General features: G+C 68.2%; 11 protein-coding genes, 2 tRNA genes and 11 pseudogenes. 20 read left to right on the forward strand and 4 right to left on the reverse strand.

What is annotated here, in order from left to right; genetic code table 11:
- The first annotated feature begins 4 nt into the window (after positions 1-4).
- Positions 5-1,412: pseudogene (gene rimO / locus ACHMXE_RS26005) on the forward strand (30S ribosomal protein S12 methylthiotransferase RimO).
- 98 nt (positions 1,413-1,510) lie between these two features.
- On the opposite strand, the gene ACHMXE_RS26010 reads toward rimO, so the two are convergent.
- Both ACHMXE_RS26010 and ACHMXE_RS26015 read right to left on the reverse strand, forming a co-directional pair.
- Positions 1,511-1,595, reverse strand: a tRNA-Leu gene (locus tag ACHMXE_RS26010).
- Between the two features lie 217 nt (positions 1,596-1,812).
- Positions 1,813-1,897: transfer RNA gene (locus ACHMXE_RS26015), tRNA-Leu, on the reverse strand.
- 81 nt (positions 1,898-1,978) lie between these two features.
- On the opposite strand from ACHMXE_RS26015, the gene rnr reads away from it, so the two are divergent.
- Positions 1,979-4,243, forward strand: coding sequence for a ribonuclease R (gene rnr, locus ACHMXE_RS26020; RefSeq protein ID WP_395352217.1), 2,265 nt, complete (start codon positions 1,979-1,981; stop codon positions 4,241-4,243).
- A 65-nt stretch (positions 4,244-4,308) separates the two neighbouring features.
- Entirely contained in the window at positions 4,309-5,070 is a 762-nt protein-coding gene (locus ACHMXE_RS26025; protein WP_093342279.1) for an SDR family oxidoreductase, read from the forward strand.
- Positions 5,071-5,077: 7 nt separating this feature from the next.
- Here ACHMXE_RS26025 and ACHMXE_RS26030 read toward each other — a convergent pair.
- Positions 5,078-6,545, reverse strand: a pseudogene (locus tag ACHMXE_RS26030) (NAD(P)H-hydrate dehydratase).
- A 165-nt stretch (positions 6,546-6,710) separates the two neighbouring features.
- Here ACHMXE_RS26030 and ACHMXE_RS26035 point away from each other — a divergent pair.
- Positions 6,711-7,010, forward strand: coding sequence for a hypothetical protein (locus ACHMXE_RS26035; RefSeq protein WP_395352220.1), 300 nt, complete (start codon positions 6,711-6,713; stop codon positions 7,008-7,010).
- 3 nt (positions 7,011-7,013) lie between these two features.
- On the opposite strand, the pseudogene ACHMXE_RS26040 reads toward ACHMXE_RS26035, so the two are convergent.
- A pseudogene (locus tag ACHMXE_RS26040) lies at positions 7,014-8,277 on the reverse strand (D-amino acid dehydrogenase).
- Between the two features lie 435 nt (positions 8,278-8,712).
- On the opposite strand from ACHMXE_RS26040, the pseudogene rpsB reads away from it, so the two are divergent.
- The 16 genes and pseudogenes from rpsB to ACHMXE_RS26120 all read left to right on the forward strand — a co-directional run bounded on the left by rpsB (position 8,713) and on the right by ACHMXE_RS26120 (position 24,109).
- Positions 8,713-9,467, forward strand: a pseudogene (rpsB, locus tag ACHMXE_RS26045) (30S ribosomal protein S2).
- Positions 9,468-9,546: 79 nt separating this feature from the next.
- Entirely contained in the window at positions 9,547-10,470 is a 924-nt protein-coding gene (gene tsf / locus ACHMXE_RS26050) for a translation elongation factor Ts (protein WP_209541417.1), read from the forward strand.
- Between the two features lie 101 nt (positions 10,471-10,571).
- On the forward strand, positions 10,572-11,294 hold the full coding sequence (gene pyrH, locus ACHMXE_RS26055; protein ID WP_057591659.1) for a UMP kinase: 723 nt from the start codon (positions 10,572-10,574) through the stop codon (positions 11,292-11,294).
- Between the two features lie 12 nt (positions 11,295-11,306).
- Positions 11,307-11,865: pseudogene (gene frr / locus ACHMXE_RS26060) on the forward strand (ribosome recycling factor); the annotation flags it as partial.
- A 12-nt stretch (positions 11,866-11,877) separates the two neighbouring features.
- A pseudogene (gene uppS, locus ACHMXE_RS26065) lies at positions 11,878-12,614 on the forward strand (polyprenyl diphosphate synthase).
- A 29-nt stretch (positions 12,615-12,643) separates the two neighbouring features.
- The gene (locus ACHMXE_RS26070) at positions 12,644-13,489 is read left to right on the forward strand and encodes a phosphatidate cytidylyltransferase (protein ID WP_209541419.1); all 846 of its coding nucleotides are present in this window, start codon (positions 12,644-12,646) and stop codon (positions 13,487-13,489) included.
- Positions 13,486-14,677, forward strand: a pseudogene (ispC, locus tag ACHMXE_RS26075) (1-deoxy-D-xylulose-5-phosphate reductoisomerase). Before ACHMXE_RS26070 ends, ispC begins: the two are co-directional and overlap by 4 nt.
- A gap of 39 nt (positions 14,678-14,716) precedes the next feature.
- A pseudogene (gene rseP, locus ACHMXE_RS26080) lies at positions 14,717-16,140 on the forward strand (RIP metalloprotease RseP); the annotation flags it as partial.
- Between the two features lie 46 nt (positions 16,141-16,186).
- Positions 16,187-18,637 (forward strand): annotated as a pseudogene (bamA, locus tag ACHMXE_RS26085) (outer membrane protein assembly factor BamA).
- Positions 18,637-19,200 (forward strand): OmpH family outer membrane protein, encoded by a 564-nt coding sequence (locus ACHMXE_RS26090; RefSeq protein WP_395352224.1) that lies wholly within the window; start codon positions 18,637-18,639, stop codon positions 19,198-19,200. The pseudogene bamA and the gene ACHMXE_RS26090 overlap by 1 nt, the downstream one beginning before the upstream one ends.
- Positions 19,201-19,214: 14 nt before the next feature.
- Entirely contained in the window at positions 19,215-20,192 is a 978-nt protein-coding gene (gene lpxD / locus ACHMXE_RS26095; RefSeq protein WP_395352226.1) for a UDP-3-O-(3-hydroxymyristoyl)glucosamine N-acyltransferase, read from the forward strand.
- Entirely contained in the window at positions 20,189-20,671 is a 483-nt protein-coding gene (gene fabZ, locus ACHMXE_RS26100; RefSeq protein ID WP_172705594.1) for a 3-hydroxyacyl-ACP dehydratase FabZ, read from the forward strand. The genes lpxD and fabZ overlap by 4 nt, the downstream gene beginning before the upstream one ends.
- A 10-nt stretch (positions 20,672-20,681) precedes the next feature.
- Complete coding sequence (gene lpxA, locus ACHMXE_RS26105) at positions 20,682-21,470, forward strand: acyl-ACP--UDP-N-acetylglucosamine O-acyltransferase (protein ID WP_203201198.1); 789 nt, start codon at positions 20,682-20,684, stop codon at positions 21,468-21,470.
- 10 nt (positions 21,471-21,480) lie between these two features.
- A pseudogene (gene lpxB / locus ACHMXE_RS26110) lies at positions 21,481-22,630 on the forward strand (lipid-A-disaccharide synthase).
- Entirely contained in the window at positions 22,602-23,318 is a 717-nt protein-coding gene (gene rnhB, locus ACHMXE_RS26115; protein WP_395352229.1) for a ribonuclease HII, read from the forward strand. The pseudogene lpxB and the gene rnhB overlap by 29 nt, the downstream one beginning before the upstream one ends.
- Positions 23,319-23,322: 4 nt before the next feature.
- Positions 23,323-24,109, forward strand: a pseudogene (locus tag ACHMXE_RS26120) (TrmH family RNA methyltransferase).
- Positions 24,110-24,260 lie beyond the last annotated feature (151 nt).

The raw sequence follows: 24,260 nt of genomic DNA on the forward strand, positions 1-24,260 counted from the left end.
GGCTATGAGCGAAGTTGCCTCCCACGAAAGAACAGCCACGACGGCCGCCCCCAAGGTCGGTTTCGTGAGCCTGGGCTGTCCCAAAGCCCTTACCGATTCCGAATTGATCCTCACGCAGCTGAGCGCCGAGGGCTACCAGACCGCCAAGTCCTTCGAGGGCGCCGACCTGGTGATCGTCAACACCTGCGGCTTCATCGACGATGCCGTCCGGGAAAGCCTGGACACCATCGGCGAGGCGCTGGCCGAGAACGGCCGGGTGATCGTCACCGGCTGCCTGGGTGCCAAGACTGGCGACCAGGGCGGCAACCTGGTCAAGCAGATGCACCCCAGCGTGCTGGCCGTCACCGGTCCGCATGCCACGCAGGAGGTGATGGATGCGGTGCACGCCAATCTGCCGAAGCCGCACGATCCCTTCGTCGACCTCGTGCCCAACAGCTTCGGCGTGGCGGGCCTCAAGCTCACGCCGCGCCACTATGCCTACCTGAAGATCAGCGAGGGCTGCAACCACCGCTGCACTTTCTGCATCATTCCCTCGATGCGCGGCGATCTCGTGTCGCGGCCCGTGGGCGACGTGCTGAGCGAGGCGAAGGCGCTGTTCGAGGGCGGCGTCAAGGAGCTGCTGGTGATCAGCCAGGACACCTCGGCCTATGGCGTGGACGTCAAGTACCGCACCGGGTTCTGGGACGGCAAGCCGGTCAAGACCCGCATGCTCGAGCTGGTGCGCACGCTCGGCGAGATCGCCGAGCCCTATGGCGCCTGGGTGCGGCTGCACTACGTCTATCCCTATCCGAGCGTGGACGAGGTCATTCCGCTGATGGCCAGCGGCAAGGTGCTGCCATACCTCGACGTGCCGCTGCAGCACAGCCATCCCGACGTGCTGCGCCGCATGAAGCGCCCCGCGAGCGGCGAGAAGAACCTCGAGCGCATCGCGCGCTGGCGCGAGGTGTGCCCGGAGCTCGTGATCCGCAGCACCTTCATCGCCGGTTTTCCGGGCGAGACGGAAGCGGAATTCGAGCACCTGCTCGACTTCATCCGCGAAGCGCGGATCGATCGCGCGGGCTGCTTTGCCTACAGCCCGGTCGAGGGCGCCACCGCCAACGACATTCCCGGCATGCTGCCCGAGGCCGAGCGCGAAGCACGTCGCGCGCGCTTCATGGAGGTGGCCGAGGCGGTGTCGATCGCCAAGCTGCAGGAGCGTGTGGGCGCCACGATGCAGGTGCTGGTCGACTCCGCGCCGGCGATGGGCCGCAAGGGCGGCGTGGGACGCACTTACGCCGACGCGCCAGAGATCGATGGCACCGTGCCGGCTGCTGCCGCCCGAGAAGATCAGCAAGACGCTCAAGGTGGGGGAGTTCACGCGCGCGCGCATCGTGGGCGCCGAGGGGCACGACCTGATCGCGCTGCCGATCTGACGACCGCTTGATGATTCGAACGGACAAGAAAAAAGCCACCGTGAAACGGTGGCTTCATTCGAAGAATCTCAAGAACCTTTTGAAGGTGCTCTTGGATCTGGTGCCCAGAAGAGGACTCGAACCTCCACGATGTTACTCGCTAGTACCTGAAACTAGTGCGTCTACCAATTCCGCCATCTGGGCTTTTCAGGAAAGCCTACGAGTATATCAAATCAAAAACGATTTTCTCGCGGGCTCGCAATTTTGTGCGCACGATGATGCGTTCACGACACAGGCACCGATGCGCGGACTGACCGCGCGCGCGCCGACGTCGATGACGACCATGATCGGAGCGGGCAAGAAAAAGCCACCGGAGGCCGGTGGCTTGAATCGAAAGACTTGGTGAGAGTCTATTTAAACTTGGTGCCCAGAAGAGGACTCGAACCTCCACGATGTTACTCGCTAGTACCTGAAACTAGTGCGTCTACCAATTCCGCCATCTGGGCCCGCATACTTGCCGAAGCAGGTACGCTTTGAATTTCAGGAAAGAAGGAGATCATATCAAAAATAATGTCACTTCCAGCGGCTTGCTGGATGAATTCGAAGGCTCTGTTCAGGGCCATCGCGACGGACATGGCTTCGTGCAACGCGACGACGGCGAAGCCGACATCTATCTGCCCCCCAACGAGATGCGCGCGGTCCTGCACAAGGACCGGGTCAAGGCGCGCGTGGTGCGGCTCGACCGCCGCGGTCGTCCCGAGGGGCGCGTGGTCGAGATCATCGAGCGCCCCGAGCAGCCGATCATCGGCCGCCTGCTGCACGAGGGCGGTATCTGGCTCGTGGCACCGGAGGACAAGCGCTACGGCCAGGACGTGCTGATTCCCAAGGGTGCGACCGGTCCCGCCAAGGTCGGGCAGGTGGTCGTTGTGCAGCTCACCGAGCCGCCCGCGCTCTTCGGCCAGCCCGTGGGCCGGGTGAAGGAAGTGCTCGGCGAGATCGATGACCCCGGCATGGAGATCGAGATCGCGGTGCGCAAGTACGGCGTGCCGCACGAGTTCTCCGAAGCGTGCCTGGCCGAGGCCAAGGCGCTGCCCGAGAAGGTGCGCCCGGCCGACAAGAAGGGCCGCGTCGACCTCACCGACGTGCCGCTGGTCACGATCGACGGCGAAGACGCGCGCGACTTCGACGACGCCGTGTACTGCGAGCCCGCGAAGGTCGGCCGCGGCAAGGGCTGGCGCCTCCTGGTTGCGATTGCGGACGTCAGCGCCTACGTGGGCACCGGCTCGGCGATCGACATCGATGCCTACGACCGCGCCACCAGCGTGTACTTCCCGCGCCGCGTGATTCCGATGCTGCCCGAGAAGCTCTCGAACGGCCTGTGCTCGCTGAACCCCGAGGTCGAGCGCCTGTGCATGGTCTGCGACATGCTGGTCGCGGCCGATGGCGAAATCTACGCCTACCAGTTCTATCCGGCCGTGATGTTCAGCCACGCGCGCTTCACATACACCGAGGTGGCTGCCATCCTCGGCAACACGCGCGGCCCCGAGGCGGCCAAGCGCAAGGAGCGCGTCAAGGACCTGCTGAACCTCGCCGACGTCTACAAGGCCCTGCTCAAGCAGCGCGGCAAACGCGGCGCGGTCGACTTCGAGACCACCGAGACGCAGATCATCTGCGACGACGCCGGCCGCATCGAAAAGATCGTGCCGCGCACCCGCAACGAGGCGCACCGCCTGATCGAGGAAGCGATGCTCGCGGCCAACGTCTGCAGCGCCGACTTCATCGCCGAGGGCAAGCACCCGGGCCTGTACCGCGTGCACGAGGGCCCGACGCCCGAGAAGAAGGAGATCCTGCGCGGCTACCTGAAGGCGATGGGCGTGGGCCTGAGCATCACCGACGACCCGGCGCCCGGCGAGTTCCAGGCCATCGCCGAGGCGACCAAGGAGCGCCCCGACGCGCAGCAGATCCACACCATGCTGCTGCGCTCGATGCAGCAGGCGATCTACACGCCGATCAACAGCGGCCACTTCGGCCTGGCCTACGAGGCCTACACGCACTTCACGAGCCCGATCCGGCGCTATCCCGACCTGCTGGTGCACCGCGTGATCAAGGCCATCCTCGGCAAGACGCGCTACCAGTTGCCGATGCTGCCGACGCCGGGCGAGGCGCATGCCAAGCTCGCCAAGCGGCTGGCCTCGCGCGTGAAGGCGCCGACCACCAAGCCGCAGAAGGCGACGGTTGCGCCGACCAAGGAAGTGCAGGCCTGGGAGGCCGCCGGGCTGCATTGCAGCGCCAACGAGCGCCGTGCCGACGAGGCCAGCCGCGACGTCGAGGCCTGGCTCAAGTGCAAGTACATGCGCGAGCACCTCGGCGAGGAGTACGGCGGCGTGGTCACCGCGGCCACCACCTTCGGCATCTTCGTCACGCTCGATGCGATGTACGTCGAGGGCCTGGTGCACATCACCGAGCTCGGCGGCGAGTACTTCAAGTTCGACGAGATGCGCCAGGAGCTGCGCGGCGAGCGCACCGGCATCCGCTATGCCATCGGCACGCGGGTGCGGGTGCAGGTCAGCCGCGTCGACCTCGACGGCCGCAAGATCGACTTCCGCCTGGTGCGCGACGGCGAGGAGCTCACCGCGCGTGCCATGAAGGACAAGGGTGCCGCGGCCGGCGGCGTGCCGGTCAAGGCCTCGGCCAAGCGCGGTGCGCGCCAGAAGGCCGAGGCGCCGAGCGGCGGCGCCCGCGCCGGACGGGAGCCGGCCGCGGGCGGCCCGCAGTCCGCGATGCAGGCCTTCAAGTCGGCGGTCAAGAAGGCCGCCAACAAGATGAAGGGGCGCAAGACGCGCCGCGGCTGAATGCCTCCTTCATCCACATCCATTCCATTCGAATCCATGAACACGCCGAGAAGGAGACAACGGGCATGAGTACAGAGAAGAACAAGGGCATCGCGATCGTCACGGGCGCCGGCACCGGCATCGGCCGCGCCGCGGCGCTGGCCCTTTTGGGCGACGGCTGGAGCGTGGCCCTGGCGGGCCGCCGCCTCGAGCCGCTCGAGCAGGTGGCCGAGGAATCGGGCGCGGGTGCGCGCGCCTTCGCGGTGCCCACCGACGTGGCCAGTGCCGAGTCGGTGCAGGCGCTGTTCGGCGCCACCGTCGAGCGCTTCGGTCGCGTCGATCTGCTGTTCAACAACGCGGGTGTCGGCAACCCGCCCGGTTCCTTCGAGGACTGGACGCCCGAGCAATGGCGCGGCGTGGTCGACATCAACCTCAACGGGATGTTCTTCTGCATCCAGCAGGCCTTCCGCACGATGAAGGCGCAGACGCCGAAGGGCGGCCGCATCATCAACAACGGCTCGATCTCGGCCACCGCGCCGCGGCCGAACTCGGCCGCCTACACGGCAACCAAGCATGCGGTCGAGGGCCTGACGAAGACCGCGTCGCTCGACGGGCGCAAGCACGACATCGCGGTGGGCCAGATCGACGTCGGCAACGCGATGACGGAGCTGGCCGCGCGCATGGCCAAGGGCGTGCCGCAGGCCAATGGCGAGCTCGCGGTGGAGCCGCTGATCGACGTGAAGATCGTCGGCCAGTCGGTGCTCTACATGGCGAACCTGCCGCTCGAGGCCAACGTGCTGTTCCACACGGTGATGGCGACGAAGATGCCCTTCGTCGGCCGCGGCTAGAAGCCTGTCAGCGCGGCGACTGGCGCGCGAGCGCGCCGGCCGTCAGCGGCGGCGCGTCGGCCGGCCAGCGGTCGGCCAGGTCGCCGTGGTGCCAGGCTGCGTGCCAGGCCGCTTCGAATGCTTCATGGCCCGCCGCCAGGCCCGCGCCGACCATGCCGGCCAGCACGTCGCCGGTGCCGGCGCTCGCGAGGCGGGCGTTGCCGGTCGGATTGAGGACGGGCACCGCGCCCCCATCGTCGGCGACGATCGTTCCCGACCCCTTGAGCACCACGACGGCGCCCGTCTGCGCCGCCAGCCGGCGCGCGGCCGCCAGGCGATCGGCCTGCACCTCGCCGGCCGTGCCGCCGAGCAGGCGCGCCGCCTCGAGCGGATGCGGCGTCAGCACCGTGGGGCGACCGCGTTGCGTGCGCGCCTTCAACTGGGTCTGCAGACCGTCGTCGCTCGCGATCGCGTTGAGCGCATCGGCATCGAGCACCAGCGCGCGGGCGGTCGACAACACGCGCGGCAGCAGCTCGCGCACCGCGGTGCCGCCACCGCAGCCGCAGACCACGGCCATCGCCGAGAGATCGAGCGAACGCGCGTCGCGCAGCATCAGTTCGGGGCTGCGCGAGATCGACCGGCGCCGCGCCGGGATCGAGCAGCCCGACGAAGCTGCGGCCCGCGCCCGCGTGCAGCGCGGCGGAGCCCGCCAGCAGCGCCGCGCCGGCCATGCCCGATGCGCCGCCGATCACGGCCACGTCGCCATAGCTGCCCTTGTGGGAGGCGTGGGCGCGCGGGGCCAAAGGCGGGGCGCCCGGCAGGCGCGCCACCGGTGCTTCGTTCGCCGTGCCGCAACCGAGGTCGTCGAACCAGGTCTCGTCGGCCGCATCGCGGCCCTGGGCCGTGAAGAGACCGGGCTTCAGTGTCAGCAGGCTCAGGCAGATGCGCCGCGATGCCGCGCTCTGCCCGATCAGCTCGCCAATCGGGTGTGTTCCGGTGTCCGCATTCAGCCCCGATGGCACATCCACCGCGAGCACGGGATGCGTCTCGCCATGCATGCGGCGCAGCCACTCGGCCATTGCACCTTGCGGCGGCCGGCCGGCGCCGATGCCGAGCAAGGCATCGATCGCGAGTTCGTAGCGCGCGGGCGGCTCCGAAGCGAAGGCCACGCCCGCGTCGCGAGCTCGCTGCAGCGAGGCCTTCGCATCGGCGGGCAGGCGGGCCTCGTCACCCGCGAAGCTGACGATGGTCTCGAACCCGCGCTGCCTCAGTTGTGCGGCCGCCTCGAAACCGTCGCCGCCGTTGTTGCCCGGCCCGCAGGCCACCCAGACCGTGCGCGCATGCGGCGCGATCGCCATCGCGAGCCGTGCCACCGCCAGCCCGGCGCGCCGCATCAGCGCGTGGGCGGGCAGGGCGGCCGCGGCGGCCTGCTCGATGCGGCGCGTGGCGGCGAGGTCGAACAGGTCGGCTGCGGTGGCGGAGGTGATGCGGTGCATCGGTGGATTCTGCCCCTGCCTATGATCGCGCGATGAAACGCCTCGGGATCCTCGGCTGGCTGATCGCGCTGCTGTTCGCGTGGTTCGCGGCCTTCGTCTTCACCGGCATGGTGCTGGACGAGGGCCTGTCCTGGGCGCTGGGGTGGCTGGCCCTCGTCTGGGGCCGTGTTCCTGCTGGCCGAATCGTTGCGCTGGGTGTCGCTGCGCGACCTGGCCTGGGCCGCGAGCGTGGGGTGGGGCTTCGGGCTGATCCGCTGGCTCGATCCCCTGGTCGACGGCTCGCCGGGCGCGTGGCGCTGGCTGCTGATGGCCGCCGATCTGCTGTGTCTGGCGGTGTGCGTGCTGGTCGCGCCCGCGTTGCTGTCCGGGCTGGCCCGGCGCCTGCGGCCGCCGGAGCCGCCGCCCTTGCCGGTGGAGAAACCGGCCGCCCATCCGCGCCAGTGGGGTCCGAAGGACGAGGCCTGAGCCTCAGCTTCCGAGCCGCTCGACGCCCAGGCCTTCGAGGTCCACGCCCGGGTCCTGCCCGGCGATCAGGTCGGCCACCACGCGCGCGCTGCCGCACGACAGTGCCCAGCCGCTGGAACCGTGGCCCAGGTTGAGCCACACGCCCGGGATGCCGCTCGCGCCGAGCACCGGCGGCCCGTCGGGCAGCATCGGCCTTGCGCCTTTCCACTGTTGGACGCCCGACTGCAGGGTGGCCGCGCCCGGAAACCAGTCCTGCAGCACCTTGTAAAGCGTGAGGATCGCGGGCTGGCTCAAGGTGTCGGCCGAGCCGCCGATCTCGGCGCTGCCGGCCACCCGCACGCGCTGGCCGAGGCGCGAGATCGCGACCTTGTAGCGCTCGTCCATGATCGCGCTGCGCGGTGCATTGAGCGGCTCGCGCACCGGCGCGCTCACCGAATGCCCGTAGACCGGCGCCATCGGGATCCGCAGGCCGAGCGGGCGCAGCAGCGAGGCCGAGCCGAGTCCGGCGCAGACCACCACCGCATCGAAGCGCAGCGCATCGGAGCCGCTGGCCAGCGACACCGAGGTGGGCGCGGCGCGGCTCAGCGGCGCGATGTCGCAGTTGAAATGGAACTGCGCGCCGAGCGCCTCGGCCTCCCACTTGAGCAGCAGCGCGAACTGGCGGCAGTTCGCGACCTCGTCCTCGGGCAGGTGGATCGCGCCGGCCAGCGGCGTGTCGGGATTGAGGGCCGGCTCGATCAGCCGGGCCTCGTCGGCGTCGACTTCGCGGAACACGCTGCCCGCGCCGCGCAGCACTTCGAGCCCGGCCTGGACCAGTTTGCGCTCGCGCTTGGAGCGCAGCAGCACCAGGTAGCCGTCGCTGCGTTCATAGCTGAGCTCGCGGGCCTCGCTCACTTCGTGCAGCCGCGGGTGCGGCTGTAGAAGGCCAGGCGCTGCATGCGCGCGCGGTTCGCGAGGTAGGTCTCGAGCTTGCAGGCCTTCTGCCAGCGCGACATCCAGCCCAGGTCGCGCGAGGTCAGCGGCCAGCGCAGCTTGATGGCGCCGTGCGACGACAGCAGCGAGCGCAACACCTTGAGGCGCATGCCGGGCGCCGCCCAGGGCGTAACGTAGCCGGGCGCGACCACGCCGGCATTGGCGAAGCTGGCCTCCTCGGCGGCAGCGCCCGGCGCTCGAAAACGGCCACTTCATGGCCGTCGGACGCCAGCTCCCAGGCGGTGGTGACACCGATGATGCCGGCGCCCACGATCGCGATTTCATTGAGATTCAGGATAAGAAAGAGTGCTGACGCCCATCTGACGAGGGTGCCTAGCTATTGTTTTTGCAGCAGCCACGCGGCCTCGTCGCGCAGCGCAGCATGCCAGAGCATGGACGCCCGGGGCGTTCTCCCGGCGCTGGACGGGGCTTCAGGCGCGTGCATCCGCCGAACGGCGTTCGGCGGCGGGGCGGGAGGTGGGGCGTCGGGGACTGGCAAGGCGTGCAGGGCAGAGGTGTCTGAGGCGCGTGCTATACTCTTTGGGTTTCGCTCACGCGGTACTTTGCCTGTCAAGGGGAGAGTGCCACGCAGAAGAAACACATTCGCAAACCAGCCCAATCAAGGTGTTGCGACTTCGCTGATGCAGCGTGGCCGGCCAGGCCGGCATGCAGTGTCCAGCGGAGTGCAAAAACGGGCTGGATTTTAGACCCAACCTTCGGAGTAACTTCAATGTCCGTCACCATGCGCGAAATGCTGGAAGCCGGTGTCCATTTCGGTCACCAAACCCGCTTCTGGAACCCCAAGATGGCCCCGTTCATCTTCGGTCATCGCAACAAGATCCACATCATCAACCTGGAAAAGTCGCTTCCGATGTTCCAGGATGCGGCCAAGTACGCCAAGCAGCTGACGGCCAACCGCGGCACGATCCTGATGGTCGGCACGAAGCGCCAGGCGCGCGAAATCGTTCCGCCACCGAAGCTCGCCGCGCCGGCGTGCCCTTCGTCGACACCCGCTGGCTCGGCGGCATGCTGACCAACTTCAAGACCGTCAAGACCTCGATCAAGCGTCTGAAGGACATGAAGGCCCAGCAGGAAGCCGGCCTCGACAGCCTGAGCAAGAAAGAGCAGCTCACCTTCACCCGTGAAATCGAGAAGCTCGAGAAGGACATCGGCGGCATCCAGGACATGACCGCGCTGCCCGACGCCATCTTCGTGATCGACGTGGGCTTCCACAAGATCGCCGTGGCCGAAGCCAAGAAGCTCGGCATTCCGCTGATCGGCGTGGTGGACTCCAACCACTCGCCCGAAGGCATCGACTACGTGATCCCCGGCAACGACGACTGGTCGAAGGCTGTCACGCTGTACGCCCGCGGCATCGCCGACGCGATCATCGAAGGCCGCAACAGCGCGACCAGCGACGTGGTCAAGGCCATCGCCGAAGGTAGCGACGAATTCGTCGAAGTCGAAGAAAGCGCTTCGGCCTGAGCTGCGCGTCCCCGCGCCTGAAGAAGGGGCTTCGTTGCCCCTTTTTTTTAATCTGATTTTCTGAATACGGAGAGAAACAATGGTTGCAATCACCGCAAGCATGGTCGGCGAACTGCGCGCCAAGACCGACGCGCCGATGATGGAGTGCAAGAAGGCTCTGACCGAGGCCGACGGCAACATGGAAAAGGCCGAAGAGCTGCTGCGCATCAAGCTCGGCAACAAGGCTGGCAAGGCATCGAGCCGCATCACCGCCGAAGGCGTGGTGGCTGCCTATGTCGACGACGCCGCCGGCGCGATGATCGAGATCAACTGCGAAACCGACTTCGTCACCAAGAACGACAGCTTCCTGGCCCTGGCCAATGCCGCCGCCAAGCTGGTCGCGCAGAACAACCCGGCCGACATCGCCGCGCTGGGTGCGCTGGCCTACGAGCAGGACGGCTTCGGCCCCACGCTCGAGGACGTGCGCAAGGGCCTGGTCGGCAAGATCGGCGAGAACATGAGCTTCCGCCGCTTCAAGCGCTTCGCCGGCAACGGCAAGCTGGCTTCGTACCTGCACGGCACGCGCATCGGCGTGGTGGTCGAGTTCGAAGGTGACGATGCCGCCGCCAAGGACGTCGCGATGCACATCGCCGCCATGAAGCCGGTGTCGGTTGCCGCGTCGGATGTGCCGGCCGAACTGATCGAGAAGGAACGCGCCGTGGCCGCGGGCAAGGCGGAAGAAGACCGCAAGACCGCCGAAGCCGAAGGCAAGAAGCCGCAACCCGCCGACATCGTCGCCAAGCGCATCGAGGGCGGCGTGCAGAAGTTCCTCAAGGAAGTCTCGCTGCACAACCAGCCGTTCGTGAAGAACGACAAGCAGACCGTCGAACAGATGCTCAAGTCCGTCAACACCACCGTCAAGGGCTTCACCCTGTACGTGGTCGGCGAAGGCATCGAGAAGAAGGTCGACGACTTCGCCGCCGAAGTCGCGGCCCAGGTCGCAGCCGCCAAGGCCGCTGCCTGAGACCGTCCCCGCCAGAAGGCGACAGCGTGCCGGTGCATGCTGTCGCCTTTTCACCGCCAAGCTCTACACTCGCCCCCGCTCACTCTTAAAGGAAATTGCCCATGTCTGATCCCCGCCCAGCCCACAAGCGAATCTTGTTGAAGCTGTCGGGAGAGGCACTGATGGGCGACGACGCCTTCGGCATCAACCGCGCCACCATCGTCCGCATGGTCGCGGAAGTGGCCGAGGTCGTGAACATGGGCGTCGAGGTGGCGGTCGTGATCGGTGGCGGCAACATCTTCCGCGGCGTCGCGGGCGGTTCGGTCGGCATGGACCGCGCCACGGCCGACTACATGGGCATGCTGGCCACGGTGATGAACTCGCTGGCGCTGGCCGATGCCATGAACAAGCAGGGGCTGGTGGCGCGCGTGATGTCCGCCATCGCCATCGAGCAGGTGGTCGAGCCCTACGTGCGGCCCAAGGCGCTGCAGTACCTCGAGGAGGGCAAGGTCGTGGTGTTCGCCGCGGGCACCGGCAACCCCTTCTTCACCACCGACACCGCCGCCGCGCTGCGCGGCGCCGAGATCGGCGCCGAGCTGGTGCTCAAGGCGACCAAGGTCGACGGCGTCTACAGCGCCGACCCGAAGACCCATCCCGACGCGACGCGCTACGCCAGCCTGACCTTCGATCAGGCCATCGCGCAGAATCTCGGCATCATGGACGCGGCAGCCTTCGCGCTGTGCCGCGACCAGAAGCTGCCGATCAAGGTGTTCTCGATCTTCAAGAACGGCGCGCTCAAGCGCGTCGTCATGGGCGAGGACGAGGGCACGCTGGTGCATGCCTAGGAGTATTTGAGAATGACCATTGCCGATATTCGCAGCACGACCGACGCGAAGATGAACCAGTCGATCGCTGCCTTCCAGAACAACCTCACCAAGATCCCGCACCGGCCGTGCCAACGCCGCGCTGCTCGACTCGATCCATGTCGAGTACTACGGCTCGCAGGTGCCGCTGAGCCAGGTGGCCAACGTGTCGGTGCTCGACTCGCGCACGCTGAGCGTGCAGCCCTGGGAAAAGGGCATGGGCGCCAAGATCGAGAAAGCCATCCGCGAAAGCGACCTGGGTCTCAACCCTGCCTCGATGGGCGAGCTGATCCGCGTGCCGCTGCCCGCCATGAGCGAAGAGCGCCGCCGCGAAATGACCAAGCTGGTGCGCAACGAAGGCGAGAGCGCCAAGGTCGCGACGCGCAACCTGCGCCGCGACGCCAACGAATCGGTCAAGAAGCTGGTCAAGGACAAGCTGGCTTCGGAAGACGACCAGAAGCGCGCCGAAGCCGAGATCCAGAAGGTGACCGACCGCCACATCGCGGAGATCGATCGCCTGATCGCGGCCAAGGAAGCGGAGATCATGGCCGTTTCGAGGCTGCCCATGGCCGCCTCCACGCCGCAGACCATTCCGCACCACATCGCCATCGTCATGGATGGCAATGGCCGCTGGGCCACGCGGCGCTTCCTGCCCGCGTGGCAGGGCACAAGCAGGGCGTGGAGTCGCTGCGGCGCTGCGTCAAGGCCTGCGTCGACCGCGGCGTGCGGGTGCTGACCGTGTTCGCCTTCTCCTCGGAGAACTGGAACCGCCCGCCCGAGGAGGTCTCGGGCCTCATGGACCTGATGGTCGGCGCGCTGGCGCGCGAGGTGCCCAAGCTCGGCCGCGACGGCGTGCAGCTGCGCTTCGTCGGCGAGCGCGGCGGCCTGTCGCCGAAGATGGTGAAGGGCCTGATCGACGCCGAGAACGCCACCGCGATGAACGATCGCCTGGTGCTCAACGTGTGCTTCAACTACGGTGGCCGCTGGGACATCGCCCAGGCCGCCGCCAAGCTGGCCGAGCGCGGCGAGCCGCTGACCGAGCTCAACCTCGACCGCGCGATGGCGCTCGCCCACGTGCCCGATCCCGACCTGTTCATCCGCACCGGCGGCGAGCAGCGACTGTCGAACTTCCTGCTCTGGCAGAGCGCCTATGCCGAGCTGTACTTCAGCGACAAGCTCTGGCCCGAGTTCGACGAGGCCGCGCTCGACGAGGGCATTTCCGCCTTCCAGAACCGCGAACGCCGCTTCGGCAAGACATCGGCGCAGGTCTCGACCAGCGCCAGACCCCGCCAGACGGCCTGAATCTCTCTTTCCCGGACGAACCCCGCTGCATGCTCAAGCAACGCATCCTCACGGCGATCGTCCTGCTGGCGATCCTTCTGCCGGCGCTTTTCTATCCTTCCTACGTTCCCTTCGGCTGCGTGATGCTGGTTTTGATCGGCGCCGCGGCCTGGGAGTGGGGGCGCCTCAACGGCTATGGCCAGCGCGTGTCGGTGTTCCTCGGCCTCGAGATGGTGGTGCTGTGCGCGCTCTCTTGGTGGCTCGGGCTGCTCGAGCGGCCGCTGCTGCTGCTGTGGACGCTCGCCAGCGCGGCCTGGGTGCTCGGCGGCGCGGCGCTGCTGCGCGCGGCGGTGCCGGGCTGGCCCAAGGTGCCGCGCGGCATCCGTCTCGTGGGCGGCTTGCTGGCGCTGTGGGTAGCCTGGCTGGCCGCGGTGCAGGCGCGCCTGATCGGCATCAACTTCCTGCTCTCGATCCTGGTGCTGGTCTGGGTTGCCGACGTCTTCGCCTATTTCGCCGGCCGCGCCTTCGGCCTCAAGTTCACGCGGCGCAAGCTCGCGCCCGCGATCAGTCCCGGCAAGAGCTGGGAAGGCGTCTGGGGCGGCATGGCGGGCGTGGTGGTGCTGGCGCTGGCCTGGGTCTGGGCCGATGCCTCGGCGCAGGCCACGGTGGCCAGCCTCTACAGCCGGCTGGCGGCGCGCGGCTGGTGGCTGCTGCTGCTCGGCGTGGTCTTCCTGGCGGCGATGAGCGTGGTCGGTGACCTGGTCGAGTCGCTGATCAAGCGCAGCGCGGGCGCCAAGGACAGCAGCCGGCTGCTGCCCGGCCACGGCGGGGTGCTCGATCGGGTGGATGCCCTCTTGCCCACGCTCCCCATTGCAATGATGCTGGCTTTTCTGTGAACACTTCCCCCCGACAACGCGTGACGGTGCTCGGCTCGACCGGTTCGGTCGGCGTCAGCACGCTCGACGTGATCGCGCGCCATCCCGAGCGCTTCGAGGTCTTCGCGCTCTCGGCCGCCACCAAGGTCGACGAGATGCTCGCGCAGTGCGCGCGCTTCTCGCCGCGCTTCGCGGTGATGGCGAGCGAGGCCCATGCGGCCGTGCTGGCCGAGAAGCTCCAGCAGAGCAACCTGCCGACCCGGGTCCTGTCCGGCGCCGGTGCTATCGAAGAGATAGCGTCGCATGACGAGGTCGATGCCGTGATGGCGGCCATCGTCGGCGCCGCGGGCCTGGGGCCCTGCCTGGCGGCCGCGCGCGCCGGAAAGCGCCTGCTGCTCGCCAACAAGGAGGCACTGGTGGTCGGCGGCGACCTGTTCATGCGCACGGTGCGCGAGGGCGGGGCGACGCTGCTGCCGATCGACAGCGAGCATTCGGCCATCTTCCAGTCGCTGCCCGAGGACCCATCCACCTGGGCGCGGCGCATCGACAAGATCATCCTCACGGCCTCGGGCGGCCCGTTCCGCACCCGTGCGCCCGAGACCCTCGGTTCCGTCACGCCCGAGCAGGCCTGCGCCCATCCCAACTGGGTCATGGGGCGCAAGATCTCGGTCGACTCGGCCACCATGATGAACAAGGCCCTCGAGGTGATCGAGGCGCGGCACCTGTTCGGCGTGGCGCCCGAGCAGATCGAGGTGGTGATCCATCCGCAGAGCGTGGTCCATTCGATGGTGCAGTTCACCGACGCATCGATCCTCGCCCAGCTCGGCACGCCCGACATGCGGGTGCCGATCGCCGTCGGCCTGGCCTGGCCCGAGCGCATCGAGAGCGGAGCGGCGCGGCTGGACTTTCCGCCAATTGGCCGATCTGAGCTTCCATGCGCCCGACGCGGCGCTCTTCCCGGGCCTGGACCTGGCCTGGCAGGCGCTGCGCGCGGTGCCCGGCACCACGGCCGTGCTGAATGCCGCCAACGAGGTCGCGGTCGAGGCCTTCCTGGCGCGCCGGCTGCGCTTCGATCGCATTCATGCGGTCAACATGGAAACTTTGGAGGCGGTCGCGCCCTCCAAGCCGGCGTCGCTGGCCGATCTGCTGGCCCTCGACGCCAGCGCCCGCGCTGCCGCGAATGCCGCGGCGCTGCGTCTGTCCGCCTGACGCCCCGCGCGCCACCGATTCCAAGAAGCAAGGTTCCGGATGCTCACCCTCGTTGCATTCATCGTCGCGCTCGGCCTGCTGATCACCGTCCACGAGTACGGCCACTACCGGGTCGCGGTCGCCTGCGGCGTCAAGGTCAAGCGCTTCGGCGTGGCCACGCTGCCATTCGGCAGCCCCGACAGCCCCTCGCTGCTCGGCCGCATCCTGTGGCGCGTCAGCAAACCGGTCTACGCCTGGAAGCCGCGGCGCCAGCATCCGGGCCAGGACACCGAGTTCGCCATCGGCCTGTTTCCCTTCGGTGGCTACGTGCAGATGCTCGACGAGCGCGAGGCCCCGGTGGCGCCGAAGAGCGCCATCGCGCCTTCAACACCCAGCCGCTGCGCTCGCGCGCGGCCATCGTCGCGGCCGGTCCGATCGCCAACCTGCTGATGGCGGTGGCGCTCTACACGGTCGTGAACTGGATCGGCGTGCAGGAGCCGGTGGCGACGCTGGCGCGGCCGGTGGCGGCTTCGCTGGCCGAGCAGGCCGGGCTGCGCGGCGGCGAGCACATCGCCCGCGCCGGCTTCGAGGGCGACGAGCTGACCGAGGTCCAGTCCTTCGAGGACCTGCGCTGGCGCATGACCCGTGGCGCGCTCGACGGCCACGACCTCACGCTCGAGGTGGCGGGGCAGGGCGGCCAGCCGGCCCGCACGCTCGTGCTGCCGCTGAGCCGCATCGAGGTCAAGGATGCCGATGCCCAGATGTTCCGCAAGATCGGCGTGCTGGCGCCCATGACCCGTCCCGAGATCGGCGAGGTGATGGCCGGCGGCGCCGGCGAGCGTTCGGGCCTGCGCCGCGGCGACCTGGTGCGCGCCATCGGCGACACCGCCATCGTCGACGGCCAGCAGCTGCGCGAGGCGATCCGCGCCTCGGTCAAGGACGGCAAGGCGCTCGCGCTGCCCTGGCAGATCGAGCGCGAGGGCCGCGCGCAGACGATCGAGGTCACGCCCGAGGTGCGCGAGGAGGGCGGCCTGAAGGTCGGCCGCATCGGCGCCTACGTGGGCGCGCCGCCCGACATGGTGACCGTGCGGCAGGGTCCGGTCGACGGCGTCTGGCGCGGCGTGGTCCGCACCTGGGAGGTGTCGGCGCTGACCGTGCGCATGATGGCCAAGATGGTCATCGGCCAGGCCTCGATCAAGAATCTCAGCGGCCCGATCACCATTGCCGACTACGCCGGCAAGTCCGCCAGCCTCGGCCTCACGCAGTACCTGGTGTTCCTCGCGCTCATCAGCGTGAGCCTGGGCGTGCTCAATCTGCTCCCGCTGCCGGTCCTCGATGGGGGGCACCTGATGTATTATCTTTGGGAGGGCCTGACCGGTAAAAGCGTCTCCGACGTCTGGATGGACTGGCTTCAGCGCGGTGGCGTTGCCCTGCTCCTGGTCATGATGTCGATTGCCTTGTTCAACGACACATCGCGGCTCTTTCGGTTAACTATCTTGCCGGCCCTTTCCGCGCCGGATCAATTCACAGATGAACAAAAACTTCAGTCGCTTTCGCCTGCGTAGCGTTGCCGCACTGGTGGCCAGCACGCTGGCGGCCACGGCAGCCTGGGCCGTCGAGCCCTTCACCGTGCGCCGACATCCGCGTGGAAGGCCTGCAACGCGTGGAGCCCGGAACGATCTTCGCGTCGTTGCCGCTGCGCGTGGGCGACACCTACAGCGACGACCGCGGTTCCGCCGCCATCCGCGCGCTGTTCGATCTGGGGTTGTTCAAGGACGTGCGCATCGACGTCAACGGCAATGTGCTGGTGGTGATCGTCGAGGAACGCCCGACCATCGCCGACGTCGATTTCGTCGGCACCAAGGAATTCGACAAGGCGGCGCTGCAGAAGGCGCTGCGCGAGGTCGGCCTGACCGAAGGCCGGCCCTACGACAAGGCCCTGGCCGACCGCGCCGAGCAGGAGCTCAAGCGCCAGTACGTGAGCCGCAGCCTCTACAACGCGCAGGTCGTGACCACCGTCACGCCGATCGAGCGCAACCGCGTGAACCTGACCTTCACGGTCACCGAAGGCGACTCGGCGCGCATCCGCGAAGTGCACATCGTCGGCAACAAGGACTTCAGCGAGAGCACGCTGCTCGACCTGTTCGACCAGGACAGCGGCGGCTGGCTCAGCTGGTACACCAAGATCGAACCAGTATTCGCGCGTCAAGCTAATGCCGACCTCGAGACGCTCAAGAGCTACTACATCACGCGCGGCTACCTCGAGTTCCGCGTCGACTCCACGCAGGTCGCGATCTCGCCCGACCGCCAGGACCTGTCGGTGACGGTCAACATCACGGAAGGCGAGAAGTTCGTCGTCGCGGGCGTCAAGCTCGACGGCAACTTCCTCGGCCGCGACGAGGAATTCAAGACCCTGGTCACGATCAAGCCCGGCGAGCCCTACAACGGCGAGCAGGTCACGGCGACCACCAAGGCCTTCACCGACTACTTCGGCACCTTCGGCTACGCCTTCGCGCGCGTGCAGGCCAAGCCCGAGATCGACCGCGTCAACAACCGCGTGACGCTGGTGCTGCAGGCCGAGCCTTCGCGCCGCGTCCACGTGCGCCGCGTGAACGTCGGCGGCAACTCCCGCACGCGCGACGAAGTGATCCGCCGCGAATTCCGCCAGTACGAGGCTTCCTGGTACGACGGCGACAAGATCAAGCTCTCGCGCGACCGCGTGGACCGCCTGGGCTACTTCACCGAAGTGAACGTCGAAACCCAGGAGCTGCCGGGCTCGCCCGACCAGGTCGACCTGCTGATCACCGTGGCCGAGAAGCCCACCGGTTCGCTGCAGCTGGGTGCCGGCTACTCGAGCGCCGAGCGCGTCTCGCTGACCTTCGGCATCCAGCAGGAAACGTGTTCGGCTCGGGCAACTACCTGGGCCTGCAGGTCAACACCAGCAAGTCGAACCGCACGATCTCGGTGACCACCACCGATCCGTACTTCACCAAGGACGGCATCTCGCGCACGATCAGCGTCTATCACAACACGACCCGCCCGTACAACACGGCCGTCGACGGCGACTACCAGCTGGTCAACCAGGGCGCGTCGATCCGCTTCGGCGTGCCGTTCAGCGAACTCGACACGGTGTTCTTCGGCATCGGCGTGGAGCGCTATGCGTTCAATGCCAAGAACACCTACGCGTTCCTGACCCCGAACTCCTACCGCAGCTACTTCGGCTGCACGACGCGTCCGATCCCGAGCCTGGTGCCGGGCCTCAACTTCGACGTGATCGACGGCTGCTCGAACGACAGCGTCTGGGGCATCCCGCTGACCGTGGGCTGGGCGCGCGACGACCGCGACAGCGCACTGGTCCCGACCAAGGGCCGCCTGCAGCGCGCCAACCTCGAGATCGGTGTCGGCGGCGACATGCGGTACTTCAAGACCAACTACCAGTACCAGCAGTTCTTCCCGATCAACAAGCAGTACACCTTCGCGATCAACTCCGAAGTCGGCTACGGCAAGGCGTTCGGCGGCAAGGTCTACCCGATCTTCAAGAACTTCTACGCCGGTGGCCTGGGCTCGGTGCGCGGCTTCGAGCAGAACTCGCTCGGTCCGCGCGACCAGCCGCTGCTTGGCCAGACCGAAGGCGCCGCGCTCGGCGGCACCCGGAAGGCCATCTTCAACGCCGAACTCAGCACGCCGTTCCCCGGCGCCGGTAACGACCGCACGCTGCGCCTGTACGGCTTCTTCGACGCCGGCAACGTGTTCGGCTCGCGCTCGGCCGGCCTCACCGACGAACAGTGGAAGGCTTCGAAGAAGATCCGCGCCTCGGTCGGTCTCGGCATCAGCTGGATCTCCCCGCTCGGCCCGCTGCGGATCGCCTATGCCGTTCCGGTGCGCCAGCAGAAGGAAGTGCAGGACCCGAACACGGGCCTGATCCTGATCCCGAAGGATAGAATCCAGCGCCTGCAATTCCAGATCGGAACCTCTTTCTAATGACGCATTTGATTCGCGCCACGGCAGGCGCGTTGCTGATTCCCGCGATGGCATGGCTCGCGGCGCCCGCTCGGGCGCAGGCGCAGGAAACATTTCGTATCGGCTTCGTCAATCCCGATCGCGTGCTGCGCGAGGCGCAGCCCGCGAAGACGGCGCAGGCCAAGCTCGAGGCCGAGTTCCTCAAGCGCGAAAAGGACCTGACCGCGCAGGGCGATGCCCTGAAGGCCGCGTCCGAGAAGTTCGAGCGCGAGGCCGTGACCCTGCCCGAGAGCCAGCGTGCCGCGCGCCAGCGCACCCTGATCGAGCAGGACCGCGACTTCCAGCGTCGCCGCCGCGAGTTCCAGGAAGACCTCAACGCGCGCAAGAACGAAGAGCTGCAGCAGGTCTACGACCGTGCCAATCGCGTGGTCAAGCAGGTCGCCGAAGCCGAGAAGTACGACGCGATCCTGCAGGAAGCGATCTACATCAATCCGAAGCACGACATCACCGACAAGGTGATCAAGGCGCTCAACGCCTCGGTGAGCACGCCCTCGTCCGCTTCCTCGCCCACGGGCGGCAAGTAACGCCGCGTACCGGCGTGGCACTGCAGCTAGGAGCCATCGTTGACGCCCTCGGGGGCGAGCTTCATGGCGATGCGACGCTGTCCATCGAGCGCCTGTCCCCGCTCCAGAATGCACAGCCCGATGCGCTCAGCTTCCTGAGCCATCCCAAGTACCAGCAGGAACTCGCGGCCTCCAGGGCCGCCTGCGTGATCGTGTCGCCCGCGATGAGCGAGCCGGCCGCCGCGCGCGGCGCCTACATCGTCGCGCCCGATCCCTACCTCTATTTCGCACGGCTCACGCAGCTGTGGAAGGCGAGCCATGCGCGGCCCGAGGCCGAGCGCATCCATCCCTCGGCCGTGGTCCATCCCGAAGCTCAGGTCGATCCCACGGCCCGCATCGGCGCGCTGTGCGTGGTCGAGCGCGGGGCGCGCATCGGTGCCGGCACGGTGCTGAAGTCGCGCGTCACCGTGAGCGAGGACTGCACGATCGGCGAGCGCTGCCTGCTGCATCCAGGCGTGGTCGTCGGTGCCGACGGCTTCGGCCTCGCGCCGAGCAAGGAGGGCTGGGTCAAGATCGAGCAGCTGGGCGCGGTGCGCATCGGCAACGACGTCGAGATCGGCGCCAATACCTGCATCGACCGCGGCGCGCTCGACGACACCGTGCTCGAGGACGGCGTGAAGCTCGACAACCTGATCCAGATCGGCCACAACGTGCGCGTGGGCCGCAACACCGCGATGGCGGGCTGCGTCGGCGTGGCCGGCAGCGCGACCATCGGCGCCAACTGCACCTTCGGCGGCGGTGCCATCGTGCTGGGCCACCTGAGCGTGGCCGACGGCGTCCACGTGTCCGCCGCCACCGTGGTGACACGCTCCATCCGCAAGGCCGGCCAGTACACCGGCATGTTCCCCATCGATGACAATGCGACCTGGGAAAAGAACGCCGCAACGCTCAAGCAGTTGCACAGCCTGCGCGAACGACTGAAGGCGCTGGAGAAGGCTCCCCCCCAACAATGACGACGATGCAGGAACAGAAGACCACCATGACGACGACGCTCGACATCCATCAAATCCTCAAGCTGCTGCCGCACCGCTATCCTTTTCTGCTGGTCGACCGCGTGCTGGACATGGAGAAGGGCAAGCGCATCACGGCGCTCAAGAACGTGACCATGAACGAGCCGTTCTTCAACGGCCACTTCCCGCATCGCCCGGTGATGCCGGGCGTGCTGATGCTCGAAGCCATGGCGCAGGCCGCGGCGCTGCTGTCGTTCCGTTCGCTCGACATCGTGCCCGACGACAACACCGTCTACTACTTCGCCGCGATCGACGGCGCGCGCTTCAAGCGCCCCGTGGAGCCGGGCGACCAGCTCACGCTGGAGGTCGAGATCGAGCGCATGAAGGCCGGCATCTCGAAGTTCAAGGGCCGGGCGCTGGTGGGCAGCGAGCTGGCCTGCGAAGCCTCGCTGATGTGCGCGATGCGCCAGATCAACGCCTGACGATCGGCGCATGACGCAGGTTCATCCGACGGCCATCGTCGATCCCAAGGCCGAGCTCGACCCGTCGGTCGCGGTCGGCCCCTATACCGTGATCGGTCCGCATGTGCGTATCGGTGCGGGAACGGTCATCGGCTCGCACTGCGTGATCGAAGGCCACACGACCATCGGGCGCGACAACCGCATCTTCCAGTTCTCGTCGCTGGGTGCGGTGCCGCAGGACAAGAAGCACGCGGGGGAGCCGACCGAGCTCACGATCGGCGACCGCAACACGGTGCGCGAGTTCTGCACCTTCAATGTCGGCACGGTGCAGGATGCGGGCGTCACCCGCATCGGCGACGACAACTGGATCATGGCCTACGTGCACATCGCGCACGACTGCCAGCTCGGCAACCAGATCACGATGGCCAACAACACCACGCTGGCCGGCCATGTCCAGATCGGCGACTGGGTCACGGTCGGCGGGCTGGTGGGCATCCTGCAGCGCATGCGCGTCGGCGCGCATTCGATGATCGGTTTCGGCAGCCATATCGCGATGGACGTGCCGCCCTACATGGTGGTCGACGGCACCCCGCTCACGGTGCGCGGCGTGAACCTGGTCGGCCTGCGCCGGCGCGACTTCTCGGCCGGGCGCATCGCCGCCATCCGCGACATGCACAAGCTGCTGTACCGCCAGGGCAAGACGCTCGAGGAGGCGCGTGCCGGCATTGCCGCGCTGGCCGCCGAAACGCCCGATGCGGCCGCCGACGTGGCGCTGATGGACGGCTTCCTCGCCACCTCCACGCGCGGCATCGCGCGCTGAGTTTCCAGCAATGACATCCAACGGGCAGCGACGCTTCGCGCTGGTCGCCGGCGAAGCATCCGGCGACCTGCTGGCCGGGCTGCTGCTCGACGGCCTCACCGCGCGCTGGCCCGGCCTGCAGACCGCCGGCATCGGCGGCCCGCGCATGCTGGCGCACGGTTTCGAGAGCTGGTGGCCGCAGGAAAAGCTCGCCGTGCGCGGCTACATCGAGGTGCTGCGCCACTACGCCGAGATCGCGGGCATCCGGCGCCAGCTCAAGGCGCGGCTGCTGCGCGAATGGCCCGAACTCTTCATCGGCGTCGACGCGCCCGATTTCAACCTCGATCTCGAGGCCGGCCTGCGTGGCCGCGGCATGAAGACGGTGCACTTCGTCTGCCCGTCGATCTGGGCCTGGCGGCCCGAGCGCATCGAGAAGATCCGCGCCGCGGCCGACCACGTGCTGTGCATCTTCCCGTTCGAGCCCGAGCTGCTGGCCTCGCAGGGCGTGCAGGCGAGCTATGTCGGGCATCCGCTGGCCAACGTGATTCCCATGACGGTCGACCGCGCGGCGGTGCGCGCCTCGCTGGGCCTCGCGCCCGACGCCCAGGTGGTGGCGCTGCTGCCGGGCAGCCGGCGCTCCGAGGTCCGCTACCTGGCGGCCCGTTTCTTCGAGGCCGCCGCGCTGATGCGCAAGGCGCGGCCCGCGCTGCGCTTCGTGGCGCCGATCCTCCCGGGGCTGCGCGCCGAGGTCGAGGCGCTCTTGAAGGCCAGTGGCCTGGACGACGCGGTGACGCTGCTCGATGGCCAGTCGCATGCCGCGCTGTCCGCCTGCGACGTCACGCTGATCGCCAGCGGCACCGCCACGCTCGAGGCGGCGCTGTTCAAGCGGCCGATGGTCATCGCCTACAACATGAACAGCCTCTCGTGGCGGATGATGCAGCGCAAGCAGCTCCAGCCCTGGGTCGGGCTGCCCAACATCCTGTGCCGCGACTTCGTGGTGCCCGAATTGCTGCAGGAAGCCGCGTCGCCCGAGGCGCTGGCCCAGGCCACGCTCGAATCGGCTCGATGCCCCCGAGCGGGTGCGCGCGCTCGAGGCGCGTTTTGCCGAACTCCACGTGCAACTGCAGCGCGATACGCCGACACTGTGCGCCGATGCGATCCAGAAAGTTCTTGAAGGCTGAACAGGCGCCCCTGGCCTGGGACGCGCCCGGCCTGCTGGCGGGCGTGGACGAGGCGGGACGCGGTCCGCTGGCCGGGCCGGTGGTGGCCGCGGCCGTGATCCTCGACGACGAGCGCCCGATCCGCGGCCTGGCCGACTCCAAGACCCTGACCGCGCTGCAGCGCGAGCGGCTGCACGACCAGATCATGGCCAAGGCGCTGTGCTGCTCGATCGCGCAGGCCAGCGTGGAGGAGATCGACACCCACAACATCCTGCACGCGACCATGCTGGCGATGCGCCGCGCGGTCGAGGGCCTGCGCCTGAAACCGGCCAAGGTGCTGGTGGACGGCAACCGGCTGCCGCAGCTCGACGTGCTGGCCGAGGCCATCGTCAAGGGCGACGCGCGCGTGAAGGCGATCTCGGCCGCGTCGATCCTGGCCAAGGTGCACCGCGATCGGCTCTGCGAGCAGCTGCACCAGGAGTTTCCGCACTACGGCTTCGCGGGCCACAAGGGCTACGGCACGCCCGAGCATCTCGAGGCCCTGTTGCAGCATGGCGCCTGCGTGCACCACCGGCGTTCGTTCAGCCCGGTGGCGGCCGCGCTGGCGCGCATGACGCCGACGGTGCCGGTGGTCCAGGTCGAATCCACGCTCACCGCGGTTGCGGTGCAGACCCAGGTCGTGGCCATCGAACTGCGCCCGGCGCCCTGATCCGATGACCACGCCCGCCGGCCCGAGCCGCATCAGCTCGCGCGACAACCCATTGCTCAAGGACCTGCGCAAGCTGGCGCAGGACCCGGGCGCCTACCGCAAGCTGAGCCGCATCTGGCTCGAGGGCGACCACCTGTGCCGCGCCGCGCTGGCACGCGGCGTGACGCCGGCGGTGGCCGTGTTCTCGCTGTCCTTCTGGCCGCAGGCGCCCGCCGAATGGTCGCGCGATGCCGCCAAGACCGTGGTCGTCGACGACGAATTGCTGAAGGCGGCGAGCGGACTGGAATCGCCGGCGCCCATGGGTTTCCTGCTCGAGCTGCCCGAGCGGCCCGCGGTGCTGCCCGAGGCGCCGACCGTGGTGCTCGACCGGCTGCAGGACGCCGGCAACGTCGGTTCGGTGCTGCGCAGCGCCGCGGCTTTCGGCTTCCAGCAGGTGATCGCGCTCAAGGGCACGGCGGCGCTCTGGTCGCCCAAGGTGCTGCGCGCGGGCATGGGAGCCCATTTCGGCCTGCGGCTGATCGAGGGCGTCGATGCCGAGGCGCTCGAGGCGCTGGCGGTGCCGCTGGTCGCCACCAGCTCGCACCGCGGCGACTGGCTGCACGCGGCGAAGCTGCCGCATCCCTGCGCCTGGCTGCTGGGCCATGAAGGGCAGGGCGTGTCGGCCGTGCTCGAGGCGCGGGCCACGCACCACATCCGCATTGCGCAGCCCGGGGGGCGAGGAGTCGCTCAACGTGGCCGCGGCCGCCGCCATCTGCCTGCATGCGAGCGGCGCGGTCACCCTCAAAAGATAAGAAACATTCTCAGTTGCCGCCGGGTTCATGCCATTGACGCATGGCTGGTGTACGCGCTAGCGAATCTTCATGCCCCACGAGGCGAGAGGCCGCGGCCGCCGGGCTACAATCGGGGGCTTACTCGCAAATCAGCGTCGCCCGGCCGCATTCC

This window comes from Variovorax sp. UC122_21, assembly GCF_044056785.1.
Lineage (GTDB): Bacteria > Pseudomonadota > Gammaproteobacteria > Burkholderiales > Burkholderiaceae_C > Variovorax.